Genomic DNA, 23543 nt, shown 5'->3' on the forward strand with positions numbered 1-23543 from the left:
GACACCCATGACACTGAGCATCCTCTGGTTCATTCTCATCGCCGTCCTGTGGATCGGCTACCTCACCCTGGAGGGCTTCGACTTCGGCGTCGGAATGCTGCTGAAGATCCTGGGGCGCGATGAGCGGGAGCGGCGCGCGACACTGGCCACTATCGGCCCTCACTGGGACGGTAACGAGGTCTGGCTGCTCACCGCAGGCGGGGCCACCTTCGCGGCCTTCCCGGAGTGGTACTCCACCCTGTTCTCCGGGGCGTACATCGTCCTGTTCATCATCCTGCTGTGCCTCATCGTGCGCGTGTGCGCCATCGAGTGGCGGCCCAAGGTCAACTCCCAGACCTGGCGCGACCGCTGGGACTGGGTCCACACGATCAGCGCTTGGATTCCCTCCATCCTATGGGGCGTGGCCTTCGCGAACCTGGTTCAGGGAATGCATATCGAGGTCGTCCAGATCTCCAACGGCGCCGTTGTGCCGGCCGAGCAGGTTCCGGCGGACTCGCTCGTAGCCGGCGCCGCCCACCAGATCACCGGGGGGCTGCCGACCATGGTGACTCCCTTCACTTTGCTGGGGGGCGTCGTCACCTGCCTGCTCTTCCTCAACCACGGCGCGCTCTTCGTAGCCCTCAAGACCACCGACGAGCTCTCGCAGCGGGCGCTGGGTCTGTCCCGCAGGCTGGCTCCGGTGGCCACCGCCGTCACCGCCGCATGGGCGCTGTGGGCGCAGTTGGCCTACTCCGGCAGTGCCCTGTCCTGGATCCCGCTGGCCATCGCCGCAGCCGGGCTCATCGGCTCGCTGCTGGCCGGCCGCACCGGCAGTCAGGGACGTGCCTTCGCCCTGCACTTCGTGGGGATCGCCTTCGCCGCCGTCTTCATCTTCGCGGCGATGGTCCCCAATGTCATGCGCTCCTCGGTGGACCCGGCCTACTCGCTGACGATCCAGCAGGCCGCGAGCGCCGACACGACGCTGCTCATCATGACCGTCGCCGCGGCCGTGTTCGTCCCCGGGGTCCTGGCCTACACGATCTGGAGCTACAAGGTGTTCGCCTCCCGCATCAGCGTGGAGAGCATCAACCCCGACCAGGGCGGACTGCACCCCACACTGGTGCGCGACTCCGCCCAGCCAGAGGCGCATTTCGGGTACTGAACAGTCGCTCACATCGGCCAGGGGTTCCGGGCCTTTGGACCTACTCCCCTATCCTTGGGCGGGTGAAGCCCCTCGACCCCCGGCTGATGCGCTACGCACGCTCGGCCCGCCGATACATAGCCGCCACGGCCGTGACCGGCATGGTGACCGCCGTGCTGGTGGTGGCGCAGGCATTCCTCATCTCGGGCGCGGTCTCCCGAGTCACTTCCGAGGGAGCTAGTCCCACATCGGCCAGGGGGCTGGTGATGGCTCTGGGCGCAGTTGTGGTGGCCCGGGCGCTGGTGGTCCTCCTTCAGGAGGCTCACGCCCACCGCTCCGCCACGGGGACGATCGTCGAGCTGCGCCGCCTGGTCCTGGAGCACGCCGCCCGATTGGGACCCCGGTGGCAGGCGCTGCACGGCGCCGAAACCGCCACCCTGGTGACCCGTGGACTGGACGACCTGGAGCCCTACTTCACCCGGTACCTGCCCCAGCTGGTACTGGCGGCCACGGTCACACCGGCCACGGTGCTGGTTCTCATCGCCCAGGACTGGCCGGCCGCGGTGGCCGTGGTGTGCACTCTGCCTCTTATCCCGATCTTCATGATCCTCATCGGTCGGATGACCCAATCGGTGTCCCACGAACGGCTGGAGACCATGCGGGTCCTGGGAGACCAGGTGCTCGACCTCATCTCTGGGCTACCCACCCTCAAGGCGCTGGGGCGCGAGCGGGGGCCGGCCGAGCGGGTGCGCTCCCTGGGGGGTGCCTATCGGCGCACCACCATGTCGACCTTGCGGATCGCCTTCCTGTCGGGGGCGGTCCTGGAGTTCATCACGACGCTGTCGGTGGCGATCATCGCCGTCGAGATCGGGTTCCGGCTGGTGGCCGGACGCCTGGACCTATTCACCGGCCTGCTCGTGCTCATGGTGGCGCCGGAGGTGTACCAGCCACTGCGGCAGGTGGGCTTCCAGTTCCACGCCTCGGCCAACGGGGTGGCCGCCGCCGAGTCCGTCTTCGAGGTTCTTGAGACGCCCGTCCCTAAGCGCGGCACCCTGCCGGCCCCCGACCTGCGCACGGCCGGGATCGAGCTCGATGCCGTATCCGTGGCCGCCCGTGGCACGTGGGCCCCTGCGGGTCTGAGCGCCACGATCCGGCCCGGCGGCCTCGTGGCCCTGATAGGGCAATCGGGTGCGGGCAAAACGACGGCAACGCAGATCCTTCTCGGCCTGATGCCCGCCGACCGCGGTCACATTCGGATCGTGCCGGACTCCGGCCATGCCCCGCAGGGCGGCGCCGTCGACCTCAGCGAGATCGATCCGGCCACCTGGTGGGAGCAGATCGCCTGGGTCCCCCAGCGTCCCACGATTACCCCGGGCACGGTCCTGGACAACGTGGCACCTGGCGCCTCCGTTGGCGACGGCGTACCCGATGAGCTTGCGGAAGCGGCCCGGGCCACCGGTTTCGATGAGGTGGTGGCAACACTTCCACAGGGATGGGAGACCACTGTCGGCAGTGGCGGTGCGGGGTTGTCGGTCGGGCAGCGCCAGCGGCTGGCACTGACGAGGGCCCTGTACTCGACGGCGCCGCTGGTAGTGATGGATGAGCCGACTGCGCACCTCGACGCCGCCAGCGAGGCGCATGTTCTCACCGCAGTGCGCGCGCTACACGCCTCGGGGCGAACAGTGGTGGTCATTGCTCACCGTCCGGCGCTCATCGCCCTGGCCGAGCAGGCCGTTGTGGTGGAGAGCAGGCCGATGCAGCCAGAGCAAGCAGAGCCGGCCGAGCCAGTAGAGCCAGCCGCATTGCGGGAGGAGATCCGGTGAGCCCTGTGGCCAGAGTCCTCTCCCCCGTTCTATCCCCCCGCGAGCGCCGGGCGCTGCGCCGGGCCGTGGGCCTGCTGAATGTGGACAGCTCGCGCTTCATGCTGGCCGTGCTCGCCGGAACCGCGGGGATGGCCTCGGCCGTGGCCCTGTCCGGGGTGGCGGCCTGGCTCATCGCCCGGGCCTCTCAGATGCCCGACGTCGTCGCACTGGGGGTGGCTCCGGTGGCGGTGCGTCTCTTCGGCGTCTCGCGCTCGGTCCTGCGCTACTGCGAACGGCTCGTCTCCCACGACACCGCCCTGAGAGGCATGGGCGCTCTGCGCACCCGCCTCTACGAGGCACTGGCAGCGGCCCGCACGGACACTGTTGCGGGGCTGCGCCGCGGCGACGTCCTGGCGCGGGTGGGGAGCGACATTGACGCGGTCGGGGATCTCGTGGTGCGCGCCTACCTGCCCGCGACGGTCGCGGCGGTCCTAGGCGCAGCCACCAGTGTCGGGGTCGGACTGGTGTACTGGCCGGCCGGCCTCATCCTGGCGACCTGTCTGCTGCTGTCCGGGCTGGGGGCGCCGCTGGCCACGATCCGCTCCGCGCGGATGGCCGAGCAGGCCCGTCAGCGGCAGGCCACCGAGCTGTCCGCCGAGGTACTCGCGGTGCTGGAGGGAGCACCGGAGTTGATGGTCTGCGGGCGTCTGGCGGACTCCATGCACCAGGTCGCCTCCCGGGAGGAGAACCTGGTCCATCTGCGCGATCGGGCCGCAGTCCCCGCGGCGATCGCCGCGGCACTGGACGTGGCAGCCATGGGGATGGCGGTCGTGGGCAATCTGGTGATAGGGGTGGGCGCCGTGGCCGCCGGGCGGCTGGCTCCGGTGTGGTTGGCGGTGATCGTCCTGGTGCCGCTGGCCGCCTTCGAAGCCATCTCCGCGCTCGGACCGGCCAGCGTACAGCTGGTGCGATCGGCCGGCGCCGCCTGCCGGATCGTGGAGCTCATCGAGACTGCCGAGACGAGTGCCAGTGCCGGCGCCGCAGTCTGTCCCGACGCCCGGAAGCTGCCAACGCCGTCGGCGCACGGTCCGCGCCTGCGGGCGAGGAACCTGTCGGTGGGCTGGCCGGGCGGGCCGGTGGTGGCCGAGGGTATCGACCTGGACCTGAGGGTCGGCAGCCGGGTGGCGATCGTGGGGCCGTCGGGAATCGGGAAGTCGACCCTGCTGGCCACACTGGCGGGGCTGCTGGAGCCCCGGGGCGGCACGCTCACGCTCGACGGAGTCCCGCCGTGGCAGGTCGCCCGCTCACAGGCGGCGGCCCGGGTCTGCCTGACCGCCGAGGACGCGCACGTCTTCCACACGAACGTTCTGGAGAACCTGCGCGTGGCACGCGGGGACGTCACTCCCGCCGAGGCGAGGCAGCTGCTGGATCAAGCCGGGCTCGGGGACTGGCTCGAGGCGCTGCCCGACGGCGTGGAGACCGTCGTCGGCACAGACGCCGCAACGCTGTCAGGCGGCGAGCGGCGTCGACTGCTCCTGGCGCGGGCGCTGGCTGCCCCCGCCCCGCTGATGCTCCTGGACGAGCCCGGCGAGCACCTCGACGCCACCACCGCGGACCGGCTCGTGGCCGACCTGCTGACGGTGGGGGCCCGCCAGGGCCGCGGCACGCTCCTGGTCACCCATCGCCTCAGCTCGCTGGCCCATGCCGACGAGGTCCTGGTCATGGGACGCCCACCGCAGACGAACGCGGAGCAGGCGCCGGCGACTATCCTGCACAGGGGCAGTCACCGCGGCCTCCAGGACGTCTCCGAGGCCTACCGGTGGTCGCTCTCCCAGGAGGATCAGGACAGGCAGCATGCGAGCCGGACGAGCTGAGCACGATGACCACACACCACCCGCAGCACCCAGTAGGCGCTCTCCCGCAGGACTCCCGGTTTCCCGGTGTGCCCGGGGACGACCTCCAGGAGTCCCCCGAGCCCGCCCGGGAGGCCGATGAGACGGCGGCACCGTCCTCCGAGGCCGCCCCGGCGGGACGCCTGGCCTACGCCGTCCACGCCGACCAGCTCCTCTCCACCCGAGGTCGGCAGGCCTCCGTCCTCCAGCCGAGTCTGGGCGAGACCACCGTCGCCCTCATCCAGGCGGCCCTGAAGCTGACCGGCTCCCTGCGCGTTCCCGACGCACTGCGCCGCCTGGTGGAGTCGGCCTGCTCCATTACGGGCGCATCCTGGGGCACCATCGCCGTTCTCAGCCACGCTGACATGGACATCGATGCCATCGATACCATCGACGCCGGAGCCTCTCCCGAGGGCTCGGGCACCGGTCTGTGCAGCGGGGTGCCCACGGCGACCCTCGATGAACTCGCCCAGATGGCAAGCGCCCCTGCCGGCGCCGCCGCTTCCGGCACTTGCGAAGATGCCCTGCTCGATGGGCTCGAGGGCACCGGTCTGGTCATCGACAACGACCTGGGACGGGCCTCAGCCTTCACCGGCGCCATCGAGGACGAGGAGACCGGCAGTCTGCTCTCAGCCCCGTTGCGTCTGCACGGCCAGGTCTACGGGCATCTCTACCTGTGCGACAAGCCCGGGGGCTTCACACGTTCCGACGCTGACGCCGTCCTGACTCTGGCGCAGGCCGCCGCGGTGGCCGTGGAGAACGCCCGCCTGTACCGCGAGGCCCGCGATCGCGAGCAGTGGATGGCCGTCTCCCAGGAGTTGACGACGCTGCTGCTCTCCGGCGCCGAGGAGGACGACGCCCTGACACTCATCGCCCACCGGGTCCGCCAGGTCGCCCACGCCGACACCGCCGCCCTCATCCTGCCCAGCATCGGAGAGCGCTGGATCTGCGAGATCGCCGACGGCGAGCACGCCGGGGAGCTGGTCGGCACCTTCTTCCCACCCGAGGGGCGGGCACTGACCGCGCTGGCCCGCCAGACGGGTCTCGTCGTGGCCTCCCTGGAGAAGGCCTGGCACGACGACGATCTCCTGGTGTCCCAGCTGGCCCGCTTCGGACCAGCCCTCTACGCCCCGATGATCCACCGGGGGCGGGGCGTGGGCGTCATGCTGCTACTGCGCTCCCCCGGAGCCGCCCCGTTCACTGCCCAGGACCTGGAGATCGCCGAGCTCGTGGCGGGCCAGGCCACCATGGCCTTCGAGCTGGCCGACGCCCAGCACGCCGAGGAGATGGCCACGCTCCTGGACGAGCGGGCCCGGATCGGCCGGGACCTGCATGACCTGGCCATCCAGCAGCTCTTCGCCACCGGCATGCAGCTCTCGGCTGCCCGGGAGCGGCTGGCCGCCGCCCGGGACGGCGATGAGCAGGCCTGCGCCGATGCGGATCTGGACACGGTGTGCTCCGTCCTGAGCACTGCGCTGGAGGCGGTCGATGACTCCGTGGGGCAGATCCGCTCCATCGTGCGCTCCCTGCGCGACCGCGACGAGGAAGTCGGAGTCGTCGAGCGACTGCGGCGAGAGGCCTCCCTGGCCCGCAACGCCCTGGGCTACGCCCCCTCGCTCCTGTTGAGCGTCGACGGCCGGGGCCTGGCCCAAGTGGATCGCGACGAGGAGGACCGGCTCATCACCTCGGTCGACGCCGTCGTGGGCCCGGACATCGCCGACGACATGGTGGCCGTCGTGCGCGAGGGCCTGAGCAACGTGGCCCGCCACGCCCACGCCTCTTCGGTGACGGTGGACGTCAAGATCGAAGGGGTGCTGCCCGGCTCGGAGCGCTGCTGCGGACCGGGGGACGACGAGGGCCACGCCTCGGGCGACGCCGAGCCCTTTCGGGGAAGCCCGGTGGTGGAGATCGTCTGCCGCGACGACGGCGTCGGGGTGAACCCATCCGTGACGCGCCGCTCGGGAACGGCCAATATGGCCGAGCGGGCCCGCCGTCACGGCGGGAGCTTCGTCATCGGTCCGCGGGCCCGCTCCGACGGCGAGCGCCGCGGCACCTGCTTCACCTGGCGGGTGCCGTTGGGCAAGGGCGGCCGGCTGCACTGAGCCTGCTGCGGAGCCGCGGGAGGATGAGCCGGTCAGCCGTTGCGCCAGCCCGAGGCGCGCTGGCCGGCGACCCAGGCGGCGACCTGGGTGCGCCGCTGCAGGCCCATCTTGGCCAGCAGGGAGGTGATGTGGTTCTTGACCGTCTTCTCGGCGACCCCGAGGCGCTCACCGATCTCCCGGTTGGACAGGCCGTCGCCGATGAGGTCGAGCACCTTGCGCTCGGCATTGGTCAGGTCGGCGGTGGGATCGTCGTGGTCGGCCCGGCGGCGCGTGACGGTGCGCTCGTCGAGCAGGACGCGGCCGGAGGCGACGGCCCGTACGACATCGCTGATCTCGGCGCCGTGAACGGTCTTGAGCAGATAGGCGCGGGCACCGGCGGCCAGGGCCTCGGCCAGCGCCTCGTCGTCGTCGAACGAGGTCAGCACGACCGGCAGGGCCTGAGGCACCGATTCGCGCAGCTCCTGCATGAGCTCGATACCGGTCCCGTCGGGCAGCTGGAGGTCCACGAGGATGACGTCGGGGCGAACCAGCTCGGCCCGACGCACCGCCTCCGCCCGGGAGCCCGCCTCAGCGACGACGTCGAGCCCGTCGGCCCGGTCAATGATCTCGGCGATGCCGCGGCGGACGATCTCGTGGTCGTCCACGATCATGACGCGGACGATCTCCGAGGAGGAGGTGTGTGACATGCTCATGACATTACCAGGATGCGGGGACCTACGTCACACGGACTGCCGCCTCATGGCGCCGTTCTCGTGGGGTCCGCAGCACACGGCCGGTGTGCGCCGGGCGTTTCCTCGGCGCGGCGGCCGCGGCCGGATCTGGCAGCGGGGGCAGTAGGTGTGGGAGCGCCCTCCCAGGGTCTCGCGGAGCATGGTGGTCCCACAGCGCCGACAGTCCCGTCCCTGGCGCCCGTAGGCCCTCAGCTCGCGGGCGAAGAATCCTGAGGCCCCCTCGACATCGACGTAGAGGGCGTCGAAGCTCGTGCCACCGACGTCCAGTGCCCGAGTCATGACCTCCGCGGTGGACTGGAGGATCCGGGCCACGACCCGGGGGCCGAGGGCCGCCCCAGAGCGCAGCCCGTGCACCCCGGCCTCCCACAGGCCCTCGTCGGCGTAGATGTTGCCGATGCCGGAGACGAGCCCCTGGTCGAGCAGGAGGGTCTTGATGGCGCGCTTGGAGGCCCGTATCCGTTTCACCACCCCGGTAGGGCCGGTGCGCTCCAGAGCGGGGTCGAGCAGGTCGCGGGCGATGTGGGCGGCGTCGGCCGGCAGCAGTGGCTCGGAACTGCCCATGCCGCCGGGGGCGCCGTCGACGGTGGGGACGAGGTCGACGACGCGAAGGCCGCCCAGCATGCGCTGATCGACCAGGTCGAGGACCGTCTCCTCATGCGAGCTCCGCTCCGTGTCGGCACCGCCGACGTCGGCGCTCGGGCAGGCGCTCAGATGGAGCCGTACACGCAGGTGGCGCGGGGATGCCGAGAGGTCCCGCACGTAGCGGGGCTGCTCGGTGGCGCTCAGGTCCACCGGGCGTCCGCCGGTCTGCGCGTCCGGGGCGGCCAGGAAGGCTGCGGCCCTCGACTCCGAGCCGGACGCGGAGCTGGCTCCCCCGGAGGCGCCGCCGCGCACGAGGAGCTGACCGCTCATGCCCAGATGGGCGGACAGGGCCCGTCCATCGTCCAGGGGCAGCCACAAGAACTTACCGCGCCTCACGGCCGCGGTCATGGTGCGTCCGGTGAGCTGGTCGACGAAGGCCTGCACTCCCCCGTCCTGACGGCGCAGGGGTCGCGGGTCAAGAACCTCGACGCGGATGACGGTGCGTCCGGCCACGTGCCGGGCGAGCCCGGCGCGCACCACCTCGACCTCGGGCAGCTCGGGCATCAGCTCTGCTGGGTGCGCAGGTCGGCGCGCAGGGCCTCATTGACGCCGGGCAGGTCGAGTCCGCCGTCGCCCCGGGCGGCCAGGATGGCGGCGTAGGCGGCCTCGGCGGCGTCGTGCTCGGCGATCTTCTTCGAGCTGCCCGTGCCCTGTCCCATGACCTCTCCGTCGACGATGGCACTGGCAGTGAAGACCCGCTGATGGTCGGGGCCGGTGCCGGTGACCTCATATGCGGGGTTGCCGAGCTGGTGGGCGGCGGTGAGCTCCTGGAGGCTCGTCTTCCAGTCCAGTCCCGCGCCGCGGGTACGGGCCAAATCCAGAAAGCGGGAGACGAGCCGGGTGACGACCGTGCGGGTCTGCTCCAGGCCGTGGGTGAGATAGGTGGCGCCGATGAGGGCCTCGACCGTATCGGACAGGATGGAGTCCTTGTCGCGTCCGCCTGAGAGCGCCTCCCCCTTGCCGAGCTTGATGAACTCCCCCAGCCCCAGATCACGGGCGACGGCGGCCAGTGCCGGCTCGGAAACCGTGGCCGCACGCATCTTGGCGAGCTGGCCCTCGGGGACGTCCGGGTGGGTGCGGTAGAGATGCTCGGTGACGATGATCCCCAGGACGGAGTCACCCAGGAACTCCAGGCGCTCGTTGGTGGGCAGGCCACCGTTCTCGTGGGCGTAGGAGCGGTGGGTCAGGGCCAGGTCGAGGAGCTCGGCGTCGATACTGGGACCCCAGCGGTAGACGAGCGCCTCGGTGTCGGTGCGCGCGGGCGGGGCGCTGCGGCGTTTGGCCATCAGGACCGGTCCTCCTGACTACCGTCCTGTAGGTCTTTCTCACCGTCTTCGCCGCTGTCCTCTAGGTCGGTCCCGGTGCTCAGCAAGCCGGCCAGAGCGGACCAGCGCGGGTCGAGGACCTCGTGGTGGTGGTCGGCGGGCAGGTCCTCGAGGCGCTGGCCGCACTCGGAGCACAGCCCGGGGCAGTCGGGGCGGCACAGGGGTTGGAACGGAAGTGCGGGGACCACGGCGTCGCGCAGGGCGGGCTCGAGGTCGAGCGTGGTCTCCCCGACGGACAGGAGGTCGTCCGCCTCCTCATCGCCCTCGGCCCGCTGGGCCTCGATGGCCTCGGGGAAGAGGTAGAGCTCGTCGATCCTGACGGTGCGGTCCTCGTCGAGATCGCGCAGGCAGCGTACGCACTCGCCGTGGATGTGAAGATCGGCGTCTGCGTGGGCCAGGACTCCGTCGTCCATGGAGGTCAGAGTGACGTCGAGGGCGAGCTCGCTGCCCTCGGGCACGCCGATGACCTCGGTGCCCAGGTCGGCGGGGGCGGGGGTGCGGATCTGCAGGTTCTTGACCGAGCCGGTGGCGCGGGGCAGGTCGACGATGTCGACGACGAGTCCTGACATGGGTTCCTCCACAGAATGTTGACCCCGCCCTCTCCAAGGGTGGCCGCAGTGGACCGTGATGTCCACGGCGGTAAGCCGGTGGTGGGCGGGATGATGGTTGAGGTGCCTGGCGCGAGCGTACCCCGAGGCCACCGCACTGCAGGTTCAGCGGGCCGAGGGATCCACGGACCAGCCGGAGCGGCGTCGAACGGGCTCCTGAACCTCCACCGACTGGTCGGCGCCGCCGCCCAGACGGTCGGCCAGTACCTCGCGGCCGGCGCGGATCTGCTCAGCGATCTTGGCGATCTCGGTCTCCAGGGAGGCCAGTGCCCGGTCGGAGTACTCGTCGGCCCCATGACGCAGGGAGGCGGCCTTGTCCTCGGCCGCGGCCACGATGCTGTCAGCCCGGTCATTAGCCATGCGCACGATGTTCTCGCCCGCCACCAGGCGCTCGGACTCCTCCTGGGCGTACTGGACGAGCCTCTCGGACTCGGCGCGCCCCTCGGCCAGAACGGCGTCGGCGTCGGCGACGATCTTCTCGGCGCGGTGGACGGCGCTCGGAACCGCGTGGCGGGCGCGCTCGATGAGGTGCTGAGCGGCCTCCCGGTTCACGATCACGGACGCGCTCATCGGCATGGAGCGGGCATTGGCGATGAGCTCATCGAGCTCATCGAGGATGTGCAGCAGGTCGTCTCCGGCATCGCGGCTGGTCGTCACGGTAGGTCCTCTCGTGTGTGGTCGGCGCCGACGAAGCGGCCTGGCTGGGTTCCGGGTAAGACGGGGCCTGGGGCACCGCTGCGCCGGTCGTACTGCCGCTCCGGCTGCCGGGCATCCCCGCGGTCGGGCCGGAGCGCTTCGGCGGCAAGGCGCTCCTCCAGAGCGCGGCGGACGGCGGGCGGAACGAGGGCGGAGACATCGCGGCCGTAGCCGGCGACATCCTTGACGAGGGAGGAGGAGATGTGGGCGTGGATGGGCGACGCGGTCAGGAACACCGTCTCAGGCGCACCCAAGTCCCGATTGAGCAGCGCCATGGGCGCCTCGGCGTCCAGATCGCCGCCGTTGCGCAGCCCCTTGATGATGGCGTTCGCACCGCGCCCACGGCAGTAGTCGGCCAGGAGCCCGGGGACGATGTCCGCTTCCACACCGGGCAGGTGGGAGGTGGAGGCCCTGGCCAGGGCCAAGCGCTCCTCGGCGTCGAGCAGGTAGTGCCCCGCCTTGGCCGCGTTGTGGGCGATCCCGATGACGACGACGTCGAAGAGCGTGGTCGCGCGGGCGGCGATGTCGACGTGCCCCAGGGTGAGGGGGTCGAAGCTTCCGGGGTAGACGGCCAGGCTCATGCGGTCACGCTACTGGCTGGGCGTGTCGCCGTGCGGGACGCGCGCCGCGTCGGTCTCCTTCAGGACCGGCGCAGGCCGACAGAGAGCATCTCCCCCGCATGCACCCGCTTTCGCGTTCTGCAGCAGCGCATCATGTCCCGAGCCCGCCGTCCGCAAGCATCCGGGAGCGGCGCACAGGCGCTGCTATATTCTTCTTGTGCCCACACGCGTGACCCTCAGTGACGTGGCTGACGCGGTCGGAGTCTCATCTCAGACCGTCTCCCGCGTGCTCAACAACCACCCGTCGGTCCGCCCCGAGACGCGTCAGAAGGTGTTGGCCGCCGTCCGAGCGCTGGGTTACGAGCCGAATCTCGCCGCCCGTTCACTGGCCTCAGGATCCTCCGGCGCTGTGGGAATTCTGTTGACCGCCGGGCTGTCGCACGGCATGGCCTCCACCTTCTCCGCGATTGCCCGGGCTGTTCGTGAGCGTGGTGGCACCTTCGTCCTTGCCACCGCCGACGGCAGCGACTCAGAATCTGTGAGACAAGCACTCGCTCACCTGCACGGCCATCGCGTGGCCACCACCGTTGTCCTCGCCCAGCGCGCCGATGTCCTCGCTATCCTGTCGTCTCAACGCCACAGGGGCCCCGTCGTTGCCATCATCTCCGGTCAGCACGAGTTCTCCACACTGTCAACCGTCTCCATCAACCAGGCGCTGGGAGCCAGGTTGGCGACGGAGCACCTTCTCGCTCAGGGACGCACGCGCCCGCTCCACGTCACCGGGGACCTGACGTGGCAGGACGCCTCCGAGCGCCTTGCCGCCTATCAGTCAGCTTGTTCCGAGGCAGGGGTTCCCGGCCGCTGGGTGGGGACAGACGACTGGACAGGCGAAGCCGGGGCCAGAGTTGCTCGGCGCCTGCTCGATAGCAGCCTGCCAGATGCCATCTTTGCCGGTAACGACGATATCGCCCTGGGACTGTGTCACGAGCTCCTCGCCGCCGGCGTGACGATCCCCGACGACGTCGCCGTCATCGGCTTCGACGACATCCCTCTGGCGCGTTGGGCCACTCCGTCGTTGTCGAGTATCACGCAGGACTTCGACGCCTTGGGACGAGCTGCGCTGAGCCTGTCCGACGAGCTCGTCAAGGGCGCCCCTCCTCACAACGTCTCCCTGGAGCCGCGGCTAGTCGTCAGGTCGTCAACAGCCAAGTCCTAGGGGCCCGTTGCGAAAGACTGTCAGATTCGGGGGACGCGACGAGCCGAGTACTTCGCCGAGCGGACTCACTGAGCCCTTCATCGTTGTCTCCTCCCACGTGGTACGTGGGAGGAGACAACGATGACAATGGAGTCCTCTAGAGCGCCTTCAGGCCGCACTGATGGGCCTTGGCGAGCGCAGTGTGTAGAGTCCGTAGGCGGCCACCACCAGGAAGCACCCGGCAACCGTGATGTAGGACACCGCAGGCGATGTGTGGTCCATGATGGCGCTTTGCACCAGGGGCATGGTGGCTCCGCCGATGATGGCCATGACCAGGCCTGCGGCCCCATACTTGGTGTCCTCCCCCAACCCCATCAGGGCCTCTCCGTAGATGGTGGGAAACAGCAGGGAGATGCACGCGGACAGGGAAATGATGGCGAGCACCCCCAGGATATTCACACTCACCATGGCGAACAGGGAGAGCGCAACCCCGAGGGAGCACATGACCAGAAGCAGCTTGCGCGAGTCGTACCGGCCCATAAGACCCACCATGAGGAAACGGAAGACCAGAAAAACGATCAGACTGGCCTGAAGCCAGTAGCCGGCTACTTTATCCGAGACGCCCAAGGCACTGGTGACGTAGTGCAGGGTGTAGGTCCAGATGCAGGTCTGAGCGGACACGTTGAAGTACTGCGCCACCACTCCGAAGCTGTAGCGTTTGTTGTGAAGCAGACGCATGAGCCTGCCCGGCCCACCGCTCTCACCCGCCGCGGACTCCACCGGTCGCTCCGCTACCTTGACCCGGCCGATCATGACGGCCAGCAGGATGTAGAGGAGTCCGAGGGCGACATAGGGGCCCATCACGGCCTTGAGCTCAGAGCTCTGGGTGGCCAGCAGAGCCTCATGGCTCATGGCCGCACGTTGCTCGGCGGTGGCCGGGTTCACCTTGGGCAGGATCAACAGGGCGGCCAGCAGCACCCCGAGGTTGGAACCGATGGGGTTGAAAGCCTGCGCGAAGTTGAGACGCCGTGTGGCGTTGTGCTCCGGCCCCATGGACATCACGAACGGGTTGGCACTGGTCTCCAGAATGGACAGGCCGGCGGCCAGGGTGAACAGGGCTGTCAGGAATACCGAGTAGGTCATGACGTAAGCCGCGGGGATGAACAGAAGCCCGCCGGTTCCCGCCAGTACCAGTCCGATCAGGACGCCGCCCTTGTAACCCAGGCGACTGTTGATGAAGGCTGCAGGGATCGCCAGACAGAAGTAGGCACCGTAGTAAGCCGACTGCACCAGTGAGGACTGCAGGTTTGTCATGGAGAACACGGAGCGGAACACCTTGACCAGGGGATCCGTCATGTTCCCGGCCAGGCCCCAGGCGGCGAAGCAGGAGACCAGCAGGCAGAAGGGCAGCACCATGCCGGGGTAGATGAACCCTCGGTTGGATTGAGCCTTCTGGACAGGGTCCGCCTCAGCCACGGAGTCTTGGACCGCAGTCATCACAGTACGCCCTTCTTGAGGATGAGGTTCCCGTACAGAGCGGTCTCCCCAGTCAGGACGACGGCGTAGACGCTCGGGGTGTAGTCGTAGAAGGCCATGCGTTCAATCGTCTTGGCGCTCACAGGACCGGCGTCTTTCTCCGCCTCGTTCCAGATCTGCTCGTAGACGTCCCACACCGGAGGCCGAGGGTCGTCGCCCACGGTCTCCATGAGGGCCACCTGGTAGCTGCTGTACCGATCCAGAGGCATGAGGGTGAGGATGGATGTGAGCAGGTCGGGGATACCCAGGCCATCTGCTCGCACCGTGTTGGGGTGGAGGTGGTGTCCGGGGAAGTTGGCATCGGCCAGGAGGATCTCATCCCCATGGCCCATCTCGAGCAGGATCTTGACGAGGTCGGGTGACAGGTTGGCGGGAATGTTGCGGAGCATCATTGCTCCTTTCGTGAGGTGGGTGTTCGGATTGATGATCAGTTTCAGTCGATGAGGCCATTGGTCAGCCGGTGGTGGCGTTGAGCAGCCGCTCCCGCATGGCGTCCAAGGCGCTGGGGTCCACGATGGAGTCGGAGGGCTCGACGTCGACCAGGCGGACGCTGCGGCGCAGTACCTCGCCGCGCGAAGCCGACTCGACGACGCCGGTGGCCTCGAGCTGGGCGAGGATGTTGCCCAGAGCGCTGGCCTCCGGCGTGCCCACGACGACGCGTCGGTTGCAGGCCGCCGCCGTCATCGCCGGAAGGAGGCTGTTGCGCGCTCCCCCTCCCACCAGATGGATCGGCGAAGCCGGGTCCAGCAGGTCACCGACGACGTCCTGCAGCCCCTGGGCGTAGGAGGCGTGCGCGCAGGCAAGCGACTCGAGAATGAGCCGGACCGTCTGCGCCGGTCCCTCGGGCTCCACCGCGTAGTGGACGCGGCACCAGCGAGCGATCTTGGCCGGCATGTCGCCGGGAGCAGCGAAGAGCTCGTCGTCGGGGTCGATCACAACCCCGAGGGAAGCGCGCTCCCCGGCTGCCTTGACCAGCGCACCAGTGTCGGGCTCGTCCCAGGAGCGCTGGCACTCCTGGAGCAGCCAGAAGCCGGTGAGGTTGCGCAGGAGTCTGATACCGCCGTCGGTGCGGACCTCGTTGGTCAGCCCTGCCCGCAGCGCCGCCTCGTCCAGGACCGGATGGGGAACGACGGCGCCGATGAGGCTCCAGGACCCCGAGGAGATGAACAGGCGAGTCTCGTCACCCCTCAGCCCGAGCGCGTGGACGGCGCAGGCGGTGTCGTGTCCACCGGGGCGCACGATGGTGATCCCCTCCGGCGTCGTCCCGGCCACTGTGGCGTCGTCGACGAGCGGGGGCATCCACCGCTCGGGAATCCCAGTGGCCTCGAGGACCCGAGGCGCCCAGTGCCTCGCCCCTGGGGAGGCGAGCCCGGTGGTCGAGGCGATCGCCCGCCCCGCTTCGGCCGGGGCACCGAGCAGGTGCGCCACCAAGTCGGGCAGCGGCAGGAAGCGGTCGACCCGGTCAACGAGGTCCGGCTCCTGCCTCAGGTCCGCGTAAAGCTGGTAGACCGTGTTGATCTGCTGGGACAGAATGCCGGTCTCCCGCCAGGCCGCCTCCGGGGAGATGGCCCGGTCCAGGTCCGCGGCCCACCGGGCCATGCGCCCGTCGCGGTAGGCCCGGGGAGCGCGCAGCAGTTCTCCCCGGACGTCGAGCAGGCCGTAGTCAACTCCCCAGGCGTCGATGCCGATACTGTCGGGAAGACGCCCCAAACGCTCAGTCGCCTCGACGATGCTCCGACGAGCACCGTCCATGATGCGCTCGAGGTCCCAGGTGAGGGTGCCGTGGTCATCCACCGCCTGATGGCGGAGCCGGAAGACCTCCTCAGTGCTGATGACTCCCTGACGGTAGCTTCCCAGAACCGCTCTCACGGAGCTGGATCCGAGATCGAGCGCGAGCGCGTGGTGCTCGTCGGTGCTCGTCATGGCGTCGGTCCTTCAGCGGTAGAGGGGACCGAAGGTGGCGCAGGCCCTGAAGTCGGCGCTCTCGGGCTCAGCGGTACCGAAGGGCACCCAGGCCTTGGGGCGAAGGATCCTCTCGCGCTCGACATTGTGCATGTAAACGGGGATGCGCAGCATCGAGGCCAGGGTGATGAGGTCGGCGCCGAAGTGTCCGTAGCCCGTGGCCGTGTGGTTGGCGCCCCAGTTGGCCATCCAGTCGTAGACGGAGGTGAAGGCGCCCTCGCCGGTCAGGCGCGGGACGAAGAAGGTCGTCGGCCAAGTCGGGTCGGTACGGTAGACGATCTGGTCGCGTACGTCGTCGGGCAGCTCCACGGTCCAGCCCTCGGAGATCTGGAGGACGGGCCCCTGACCGGCCACGAAGTTGAGGCGGGTCGCGGTGACCGGCATGCCGCCGGCGGTGGTGAAGTGCGTGGAGAAGCCGCCTCCGGGGAAGTACTCGCGGGTGGCGGCGTGGAAGGTGGAGGCCTTCAGATCCGCCTCGATGTCCGCCTCGGTGATCTCCCACCAGTGTTTGATGATCGGGTTACCCTCGGCGTCCTTCTCCTCGCCAGTGGCATTGAGGGTCGTCGCCCCGGAGTTGCGCAGGTCGATGAACCCGTTCTCGGCGCGTCCCTCGAGCTTGTATCCGGTGACCCGCTCAACGGCCTCGGGGCTCCAATAGGTGCGCACGTCGCTGAAGAGCTGGGGACGGTGGGTCAGGACGGAGTTGAAGAGCATGGCGACGGCGTTGCCGGCGTCGCCCTCCGTGGCGAAGACCTTCTCGGGCCGCTTGCCGTTCCAGTCGAAGGTGGTGTTGAGGAAGGTCTCGAGGATGTCGCCGTTGGGCTTGTAGTCCGTCCATTGGCGCTGCCCCTGGAAGCCCGCCGCGATGGCGTCGTGCCCGTCGGCCTCCTCGACGAAGCCGAGCTCGGCCAGGGCGGGGTTGCCCTCCATGAGGTCGCGGCCGATGAGGAGCATCTTGATGCAGTAGTCGAACTGCTCGTCGTACTCCTCCTGGGTGAAGCGGTTGGCCTCGGGGTTGCGGTTCTCCCCGATGGTGAGGTGCTCGCGGGCCCAGGCCAGGGCGGTCTCGTACTCCTTGTGGTCGTAGATGCCGTGGGCGATGCGGCGGTCGATCTCGATCATGTCGATGTACTCGGCGCGCATTCCCAGGTAGTCGACGAAGAACTGCTCGGGGACGCGACAGCCCGCGATCCCCATCGAGACGGTCCCGATCGAGAGGTAGCTGCGCCCCTTCATGAGGCCGACCCCCAGCGCTGCGCGCGCGTAGCGCAGGATATTTTCGACGACGTCGTCGGTCAGGCCGGAGTCGTCGGCGTCCTGGACGTCATGGCCGTAGATGCCGAAGCAGGGAATGCCCAGCATGTTGTAGGCGGCTGCCGCGGCGGCCAGGGTCACGGCCCCGGGGCGCTCGGTGCCGTTGAAGCCCCAGATGGCGTGCGGAATCGAGGGGTCGAGGTCGAGGACCTCGGTGATGTAGTTCCAGGAGGCGGTGACGGTCAGGTCGGCGCACACGTTCTCGGTGCGGAACTGCTCCTTGCAGCGGTTGGCCTCGGCCACTCCCCCGATCGCGGTCTCGGAGACGACGCAGCGCACCGGGCTGCCGTCGGGGTAGGTCAGGTGGGAGGAGATGAGATCGGCGACATCCTTGGCCAGCTGAGCGGTCTTGTCCTCGAGGGACTCCCTCACGCCGCGACGGCGGCCGTCGATGAGTGGGCGGATTCCGATGGCGGGGTAGGACGCGGTGGGCATGACAGGTTCCTTTCACTGGGCGACGATGACCAGGACCCACATGAATGTGAGCGCAAACAAAGCATGGCCCCAACCATTTGGTAGTGTCAAGTATGAAAACAAAAAGTCACAGTCATAGACATGAGAGCGCAAACATGAAATGATGCGTTGGTACCATTTCAGACGCAACGGGGCGCGCTGCGGTACGTCCCGAGGAAAGAGCTCACGATGCTTCTCCACGACGCCCGTCAGCAGATCACCGAGGCCTGCTTCCGCCTGTCCGACGACGGCCTGGTCGTCGGCACCGCCGGTAACCTGTCCGTCAGGGAGGGCGACCTGGTCGCCATCACTCCTTCGGGGCTGCCCTACCAGGACATGCGCCCCGACCTGGTCGCCGTGGTCGACTACGCCACGGGTAAGCAGCTCGAGGGTTCTCTCAAGCCCGCCAGTGAGCTCGACCTGCACCTGACCGCGCTACGGGCGACCGGCCAGATGTCGGTGGTGCACACCCACTCCTACGCTGCCACCGCCGTTGCCAGCCTCGAGGGCGTCAACGCGCTTCCGGCTGTGCATTACTACATCTGCATGTTCGGCGGCAGCGACGTGCGGGTGGCGGACTACGCGATCTACGGCTCCCCCGAGCTGGCGGCCAACGTCGAGCGGGCACTCGAGGGGCGCACGGCGGCCCTCATGAGCAACCACGGCTCCGTGGTGACTGGCCCCGACCTGGCGGCCACCTACGTCCTAGCCCAGGAGCTGGAGTGGGTCTGCGAGCTCTACCTGCGCACGCTCGCCGTCTCCAGCCCCAAGATCCTCTCCGACGAGCAGATCGCGGCAGTCGCACGCAAGATCCGGGACACCGGTTACGGCCAGCACGCCCCGGCTGAGGAGGGCTGAGCGCCCCGTGGGAACAGAGGCGGGGGCAGGCCGGGTAGGGTCTGCCTCATGACGAGGATCGTGGCCGGAACCGTGGGTGGGCGCAGGATCGAGGTGCCCCGGTCCGGGACGCGCCCCACCTCCGAGCGGGTGCGTGAGGCCCTCTTCGCCCGGTTGGAGCACTACGGGGTGCTCGACGGCGCCCGGGTGCTGGACCTGTGCGCGGGCTCAGGAGCCCTGGGCCTGGAGGCGGCGAGCCGGGGGGCCGGCGACGTCACGCTCGTGGACTCCTCGCGCACGGCCTCCGAGATCTGCCGACGCAATATCCGGGCGCTGGGTCTGCGCGGGCTGCGGGTGGTGACCGCGAAGGCGGCCGCCTTCCTGACCGGCGCGGCGGGGGCGCCGGTGGACCTGGTGCTGATCGATCCGCCCTACGAGCTGGCCGAGGAGGGGCTCACCGCGATCCTCATCCCCCTGACCCGCAGCGAGGACCCGTGGCTGGCCCCTCGCGCTGTCGTTGTCGTCGAGCGCTCGACGCGCTCACCGGAGCCCGCGTGGCCACAGGGACTGGGGCGATTCGCGGACAAGCGCTACGGCGAGACAACGCTCTGGTTCGCCGAGCCTCTCTGACTCCGGCCCGTCACGCTCTTTCGAGGAAGGCCCGGGACTCCTCGTCGAGGCGTTCGGCGATCGCCGCGGCCAGGGCCCGGTGCTCGCGCAGCTGCGGGTCGGCCGCCACGATCCGCTCCGCCTGGCTCCGGGCGGTGGCGATGAGCCGGGCATCGCGGGTAACGCGCAGCAGATCCAGCCCGGAGGTTCGCCCCGACTGCGAGGCTCCCAGGACGTCGCCCTCACTGCGCAGGTCAAGGTCGGCCTCGGCCAGGGCGAACCCGTCCATGGTGGAGGCGAAGGCCTTGAGGCGGTGAAAGGCGGTGGAGCCGACCTCCACGCCGGTGACCGCCACGCAGATCGACTCCCGGCCGCCGCGTCCGACCCGTCCGCGCAGCTGGTGGAGTTGTGACAGGCCGAAGCGGTCAGCGTCCAGGACGACCATCATGGATGCCTCGGGCACATCCACCCCGACCTCGATGACGGTGGTGGCCAACAGAACGGGGGTGGCGCCGGAAGCGAAGTCCGCCATGGCGGCTGCCTTGTCCTCACCGCTCATGCGCCCGGTGAGTACCCCGACGTCGATGCCCTCCAGGGCCGGCTCGGCCCCCAGGCGTAGCCTCCACTCCTCGACGGCGGCCGGCGGGCGGTCGGGTCGCGGACCGGTCTCCTCGAGCTCGGGCAAGCTCGAGTTCTGGTCGGTATCGGCGGCGGTGACGGCGTCGGAGACCATCGCAGCCTCCTGCCCGGGCTCGTCGTCGCCCGCCTCGATCCGCGGGCAGACGACGTAGACGCGCCCGCCTCCGGCGACCTCCTTGGCGGCGCGCCGCCAGATGCCCTCCACCCAGGGGGTGCGCGACCACGGGACGAGATGGGTGGGGACGGGGACGCGCCCGGCGGGCAGCTCGTCCAGGACGGAGGTGGCCAGGTCGCCGAAAACCGTACATCGCGATGGTGCGCGGGATCGGGGTGGCGGTCATGACCAGCAGGTGGGGGGTGTGGCGCTGGCCGGTGGCCGGGTCGGTGACGCCCCCGCGCTCGCGCAGGGCGTCGCGCTGGGCGACGCCGAAGCGGTGCTGCTCGTCGACGACGACCAGCCCGAGGAAGGGGATCTGCACCGTGTCCGACAGCAGGGCGTGGGTCCCCACGACAATGGCCGGCTCGCCGGCGGCAAGGTCGGCCAGGATCCGGCGGCGTTGAGCGACCGGAGTGGAGCCGGTCAGCAGATGGACCCGGGTGGCGCGCTCGGCGCCGTCGAGCATCCCGTAGCGGGCCAGGGGGCCGAGCAGCGCCTCCAGGGAGGAGTGGTGCTGGGCGGCAAGCACCTCAGTGGGGGCCAGCAGGGCCGCCTGTCCTCCAGCGCCGACCACCTGGAGCATGGCCCGCAGGGCCACGAGGGTCTTGCCGCTGCCCACGTCGCCCTGAAGGAGCCGCTGCATGGGGACGGCTCGGGCCAGGTCGGCGGCGATCTCCCGGCCGACCCGCACCTGTCCGACGGTGAGCTCGTAGGGCAGGGCGGCGTCGAGGTCAGCTCTCAGGGAGCCGGTCGCCTCCGGCTCGGGCCAGGCCACCGCGGTGCGGGTGGCCTCATGGAGGGCACGGCGCTGAGCCAGGGCCACCTGAAGGATGAGGGCCTCCTCGTGACGCAGGCGCTTCCGGGCGGCCTTCCACTGGTCGGCATCCTCCGGCCGGTGCACCCACCGGTAGGCGGTGTAGGCGTCGACAAGTCCGCACGAGCGCCGCAGCTCATCGGGCAGCGGGTCGGGCACGTCGTCCGGCCCCACCTGGTCCAGCACGGTTCTGACCGCCTTGGCCACCGACCAGGAGGGGAGGGCCTCGGTGCCCGGGTAGATGGGCATGGGCCGGGCCAGCAGAGCATCGCGCTCTGCCTCGTCGAGCTCGTCGAGGACGTACAGGCGCGGGTTGGACAGCTGCCTGCGTCCACGGTGGAGACCGACCTTGCCGCTCATGAGGACGGTGGTTCCGGGGGCCAGCCGGGTGGCGCGGGCGCGCATCTGGCCCGCCGCGCCGAACTGGACGACGTCCATGGTCGAGACGCCGTCGGTGACGGTGGCCTCCATGATGGCCGGAGCCCGGCCAGAGCGGGTGCGGCGGGAGGAGGCCCGCACGATCTGCGCCTGGATGGTTGCCTGCTCGCCCTTGGCGAGCGTGCGCATATCGGTCAGCTCCCCCCAGGTATCGTAGCGGCGAGGCAGGAGGCGCAGCAGGTCGGCGCCGGTCTCCACTCCCTGCTTGGCGAGCTGAGCGGCGGTGCGCTTGCCCAGCAGCCGGGTGACGGGTCGCTCGAGGACATCGGCACTGCCGGGTCGAGGCGCGCGGGTCGAACGATCAGGCGAGCTGGGCACGACGCCCACCCTATGCCGAAGGCCGCTCGGATCCGTTCACGACCCGAGCCGGTTCGCACACGGGCCAAAGCGGCTCCGCGGCCGGGCAGCGGCGTTGAGCTAGTTTCTCAATGGCTATTCGATGGCGATCAGGACATCGGGGCGTTCCTGGCCGCCGGCGTGGACGGCGACCTCCACGTCCTCACCGACCATCTGCCCGCGAGCGCCCACCGCAGCGCTGGCGGCCAGGGCCCCGACGTCGCGCCCGGCGTTGCGCCCCGTAATGACGGTGAGGAGCTCATCGGAGGGACGCAGCGCCGCCGCCACGGCGTGGGCCACTGCGTCGGCGTCGGCCTGGGCGCCGTTGAGGGCGATGGTGCGCAGGCCCGCAGCGGCGCTCCAGGCCCGACGAGCAAGGTCGGCCAGCTCCGCGCCCTCGCTCCTACCCGCCAGGGAGACGGTAGCGGCCAGGACCCGGGCCTCGTCGTCGGTGTCGCACACGAGGAGCTGAATGCCCTCAGCCGCGTATCGCTCCGGCTGACTACCCGACTGCAGCCCGGCGCGGGCGGCCTCTCGAGCGGCGCCCGCGTTCCGTGAGGTCCCTGCCGGAGCACGGACGGTGGAGACGGCGGAGCGGGCCGCCAGGAAGCGGGCGGCGTCATGGGCCGCCTCGGTGCACGCGGCATCACAGGGCAGCACGATGACCTGGGAGGAGCCCAGGTCCGCAGCGGCACGGGCGATCCCCTCCCGGTCGGGATTGAGGACAACGGCGGCGTCGGAGCGGGCAAGCTGCTCGATGAGGCCGGGTGCCCGTGTACAGGCGATGACGCCGACGCCGGCCTGCCGTGAGCGCGCGGCGATGCGCGGCGTCTCCGCCGGGGCGGGTCGGGCGACGGCCGCCTGGGAGGGGTGCATGCGCACCGACTTGGCCTTGCGCTCGGCTCTGCGGGCAGCCAGGCGCTCAAAGGAGACGACGTGGCCCGTGGGGTCGGATACGAGCGGCCCCCACGGGGACGGGGGCTCGTCGGTGGAGGTCACCAAGGCCGTGGGGTGGAGGTGGTGGATGCAGATCTGACGGGCTCGGCCCACGTGCGGCAGCGCGGCGCGCGGCGTATCGGTGTGGACATGGACCTGGTAGAGCCCCACGTCCAGGGCATCCGGAGTGCCGACGACGCCCACCGAGTCGCCGATGCGCTCCAGGTCCCGGCGCAGCTGCCCGGCCTGGACCGAGGTCGCCTCCAGCAGGTACATGACCTCGAATTCACCGGTGGACATGCCCAGCGGCTCGGAACCGAGGCTGTGCGGGGCCCCGCCCTCAGCCAGATCGGTGAGCATCTGGCGGGCGACGGCGGTGTAGGGGGCGTGCTCGTCGGCGTCCTCGTGGCCCTGGCGCAGCTCTAGCGCATTATCCGCCCCGCCGCCGGCGTCCGGGACCGAGTCGATGGTGTCTAACAGGCAGGTGAGAAGCAGCATGAAGGCCGCACCCCCGGCATCCACCGGGCCGTGCCCGAGGCCGGCCGTCTCGACGACGGACTCCTGGGAGCCGAAGGCGGCGGCAGCGGCAATGACGCTCAGGGTCGCGGGCGAGCTCGCGGTCGCCTCCTCCAGGGCAGCGCGGGCAGACGTGGCGGCATCCCTGGCCACGGACAGCAGGGTGCCCGTCACCGGGCGGGAGACCGCGGCCCAGGTGGTGTCCGCCATAGCCTCATAGGCGTACACGAGCTCGACGGGGCGCAGACCCTTAGGGTCGGGGGCGTCGGCGCAGACATCGGCGAAGGCGGCCAAGGCCTGGGAGACCAGGAGGCCGGAGTTCC

The 23543-nt window shown here is 70.0% G+C and carries 18 protein-coding genes and 1 pseudogene; 7 read left to right on the plus strand and 12 right to left on the minus strand.

All coding sequences use genetic code 11. The annotated features are described in order from the left end of the window. The first annotated feature begins 7 nt into the window (after nucleotides 1-7). The 4 genes from cydB (at nucleotide 8) to HMPREF0975_RS07830 (ending at nucleotide 6916) form a co-directional block, all read left to right on the plus strand. Nucleotides 8-1141 (plus strand): cytochrome d ubiquinol oxidase subunit II, encoded by a 1134-nt coding sequence (gene cydB / locus HMPREF0975_RS07815; RefSeq protein ID WP_009233605.1) that lies wholly within the window; start codon nucleotides 8-10, stop codon nucleotides 1139-1141. 62 nt (nucleotides 1142-1203) lie between these two features. Continuing rightward, complete coding sequence (gene cydD, locus HMPREF0975_RS07820) at nucleotides 1204-2943, plus strand: thiol reductant ABC exporter subunit CydD (protein WP_198009157.1); 1740 nt, start codon at nucleotides 1204-1206, stop codon at nucleotides 2941-2943. Continuing rightward, nucleotides 2940-4796: a thiol reductant ABC exporter subunit CydC gene (gene cydC, locus HMPREF0975_RS07825; RefSeq protein WP_009233607.1), complete on the plus strand. Its 1857-nt coding sequence runs from the start codon at nucleotides 2940-2942 to the stop codon at nucleotides 4794-4796. Before cydD ends, cydC begins: the two co-directional genes overlap by 4 nt. A gap of 5 nt (nucleotides 4797-4801) precedes the next feature. Beyond that, on the plus strand, nucleotides 4802-6916 hold the full coding sequence (locus tag HMPREF0975_RS07830; protein WP_009233608.1) for a GAF domain-containing sensor histidine kinase: 2115 nt from the start codon (nucleotides 4802-4804) through the stop codon (nucleotides 6914-6916). A 32-nt stretch (nucleotides 6917-6948) separates the two neighbouring features. Here the strand turns inward: HMPREF0975_RS07830 and HMPREF0975_RS07835 are convergent, their stop codons facing one another. The 6 genes from HMPREF0975_RS07835 to coaD all read right to left on the minus strand — a co-directional run bounded on the left by HMPREF0975_RS07835 (nucleotide 6949) and on the right by coaD (nucleotide 11499). Then, nucleotides 6949-7602 carry a response regulator gene (locus HMPREF0975_RS07835; RefSeq protein ID WP_197274137.1) on the minus strand — a complete coding sequence of 218 codons (654 nt, stop codon included), beginning with the start codon at nucleotides 7600-7602 and terminating at the stop codon, nucleotides 6949-6951. A 33-nt stretch (nucleotides 7603-7635) separates the two neighbouring features. Then, nucleotides 7636-8793 carry a bifunctional DNA-formamidopyrimidine glycosylase/DNA-(apurinic or apyrimidinic site) lyase gene (mutM, locus tag HMPREF0975_RS07840; RefSeq protein WP_009233610.1) on the minus strand — a complete coding sequence of 386 codons (1158 nt, stop codon included), beginning with the start codon at nucleotides 8791-8793 and terminating at the stop codon, nucleotides 7636-7638. Continuing rightward, complete coding sequence (rnc, locus tag HMPREF0975_RS07845; protein ID WP_009233611.1) at nucleotides 8793-9575, minus strand: ribonuclease III; 783 nt, start codon at nucleotides 9573-9575, stop codon at nucleotides 8793-8795. The genes mutM and rnc overlap by 1 nt, the downstream gene beginning before the upstream one ends. Continuing rightward, a complete protein-coding gene (locus tag HMPREF0975_RS07850) occupies nucleotides 9575-10183 on the minus strand; it encodes a YceD family protein (protein ID WP_009233612.1) in 609 nt (202 codons plus the stop codon). The genes rnc and HMPREF0975_RS07850 overlap by 1 nt, the downstream gene beginning before the upstream one ends. 144 nt (nucleotides 10184-10327) lie before the next feature. Continuing rightward, complete coding sequence (locus HMPREF0975_RS07855) at nucleotides 10328-10879, minus strand: hypothetical protein (RefSeq protein WP_009233613.1); 552 nt, start codon at nucleotides 10877-10879, stop codon at nucleotides 10328-10330. Next, nucleotides 10876-11499 carry a pantetheine-phosphate adenylyltransferase gene (coaD, locus tag HMPREF0975_RS07860; RefSeq protein ID WP_009233614.1) on the minus strand — a complete coding sequence of 208 codons (624 nt, stop codon included), beginning with the start codon at nucleotides 11497-11499 and terminating at the stop codon, nucleotides 10876-10878. The genes HMPREF0975_RS07855 and coaD overlap by 4 nt, the downstream gene beginning before the upstream one ends. 196 nt (nucleotides 11500-11695) lie before the next feature. On the opposite strand from coaD, the gene HMPREF0975_RS07865 reads away from it, so the two are divergent. Beyond that, nucleotides 11696-12694: a LacI family DNA-binding transcriptional regulator gene (locus tag HMPREF0975_RS07865; protein WP_009233615.1), complete on the plus strand. Its 999-nt coding sequence runs from the start codon at nucleotides 11696-11698 to the stop codon at nucleotides 12692-12694. 147 nt (nucleotides 12695-12841) lie between these two features. On the opposite strand, the gene fucP is transcribed toward HMPREF0975_RS07865, so the two are convergent. The 4 genes from fucP to HMPREF0975_RS07885 form a co-directional block, all read right to left on the minus strand. After that, the gene (gene fucP / locus HMPREF0975_RS07870; protein ID WP_009233616.1) at nucleotides 12842-14170 is read right to left on the minus strand and encodes an L-fucose:H+ symporter permease; all 1329 of its coding nucleotides are present in this window, start codon (nucleotides 14168-14170) and stop codon (nucleotides 12842-12844) included. After that, complete coding sequence (locus tag HMPREF0975_RS07875; protein ID WP_009233617.1) at nucleotides 14170-14598, minus strand: RbsD/FucU family protein; 429 nt, start codon at nucleotides 14596-14598, stop codon at nucleotides 14170-14172. The genes fucP and HMPREF0975_RS07875 overlap by 1 nt, the downstream gene beginning before the upstream one ends. 64 nt (nucleotides 14599-14662) lie before the next feature. Next, nucleotides 14663-16132 (minus strand): rhamnulokinase, encoded by a 1470-nt coding sequence (locus HMPREF0975_RS07880; RefSeq protein ID WP_009233618.1) that lies wholly within the window; start codon nucleotides 16130-16132, stop codon nucleotides 14663-14665. A gap of 12 nt (nucleotides 16133-16144) precedes the next feature. Next, a complete protein-coding gene (locus HMPREF0975_RS07885) occupies nucleotides 16145-17920 on the minus strand; it encodes an L-fucose isomerase (protein ID WP_009233619.1) in 1776 nt (591 codons plus the stop codon). A gap of 207 nt (nucleotides 17921-18127) precedes the next feature. Between HMPREF0975_RS07885 and HMPREF0975_RS07890 the strand changes: the two genes are divergently transcribed. Both HMPREF0975_RS07890 and rsmD read left to right on the plus strand, forming a co-directional pair. Beyond that, a complete protein-coding gene (locus tag HMPREF0975_RS07890; protein WP_009233620.1) occupies nucleotides 18128-18796 on the plus strand; it encodes a class II aldolase/adducin family protein in 669 nt (222 codons plus the stop codon). A 48-nt stretch (nucleotides 18797-18844) separates the two neighbouring features. Continuing rightward, nucleotides 18845-19405 carry a 16S rRNA (guanine(966)-N(2))-methyltransferase RsmD gene (gene rsmD / locus HMPREF0975_RS07895; protein ID WP_009233621.1) on the plus strand — a complete coding sequence of 187 codons (561 nt, stop codon included), beginning with the start codon at nucleotides 18845-18847 and terminating at the stop codon, nucleotides 19403-19405. Between the two features lie 10 nt (nucleotides 19406-19415). Here the strand turns inward: rsmD and HMPREF0975_RS07900 are convergent. Next, nucleotides 19416-21672 (minus strand): annotated as a pseudogene (locus HMPREF0975_RS07900) (ATP-dependent DNA helicase RecG). Nucleotides 21673-21864: 192 nt separating this feature from the next. Further along, the coding region (locus HMPREF0975_RS07905; protein WP_009233624.1) for a DAK2 domain-containing protein at nucleotides 21865-23543 on the minus strand (1679 nt) is incomplete at its 5' end.

The sequence above is a fragment of the Actinomyces sp. oral taxon 849 str. F0330 genome (assembly GCF_000239715.1).
GTDB lineage: Bacteria > Actinomycetota > Actinomycetes > Actinomycetales > Actinomycetaceae > Actinomyces > Actinomyces johnsonii.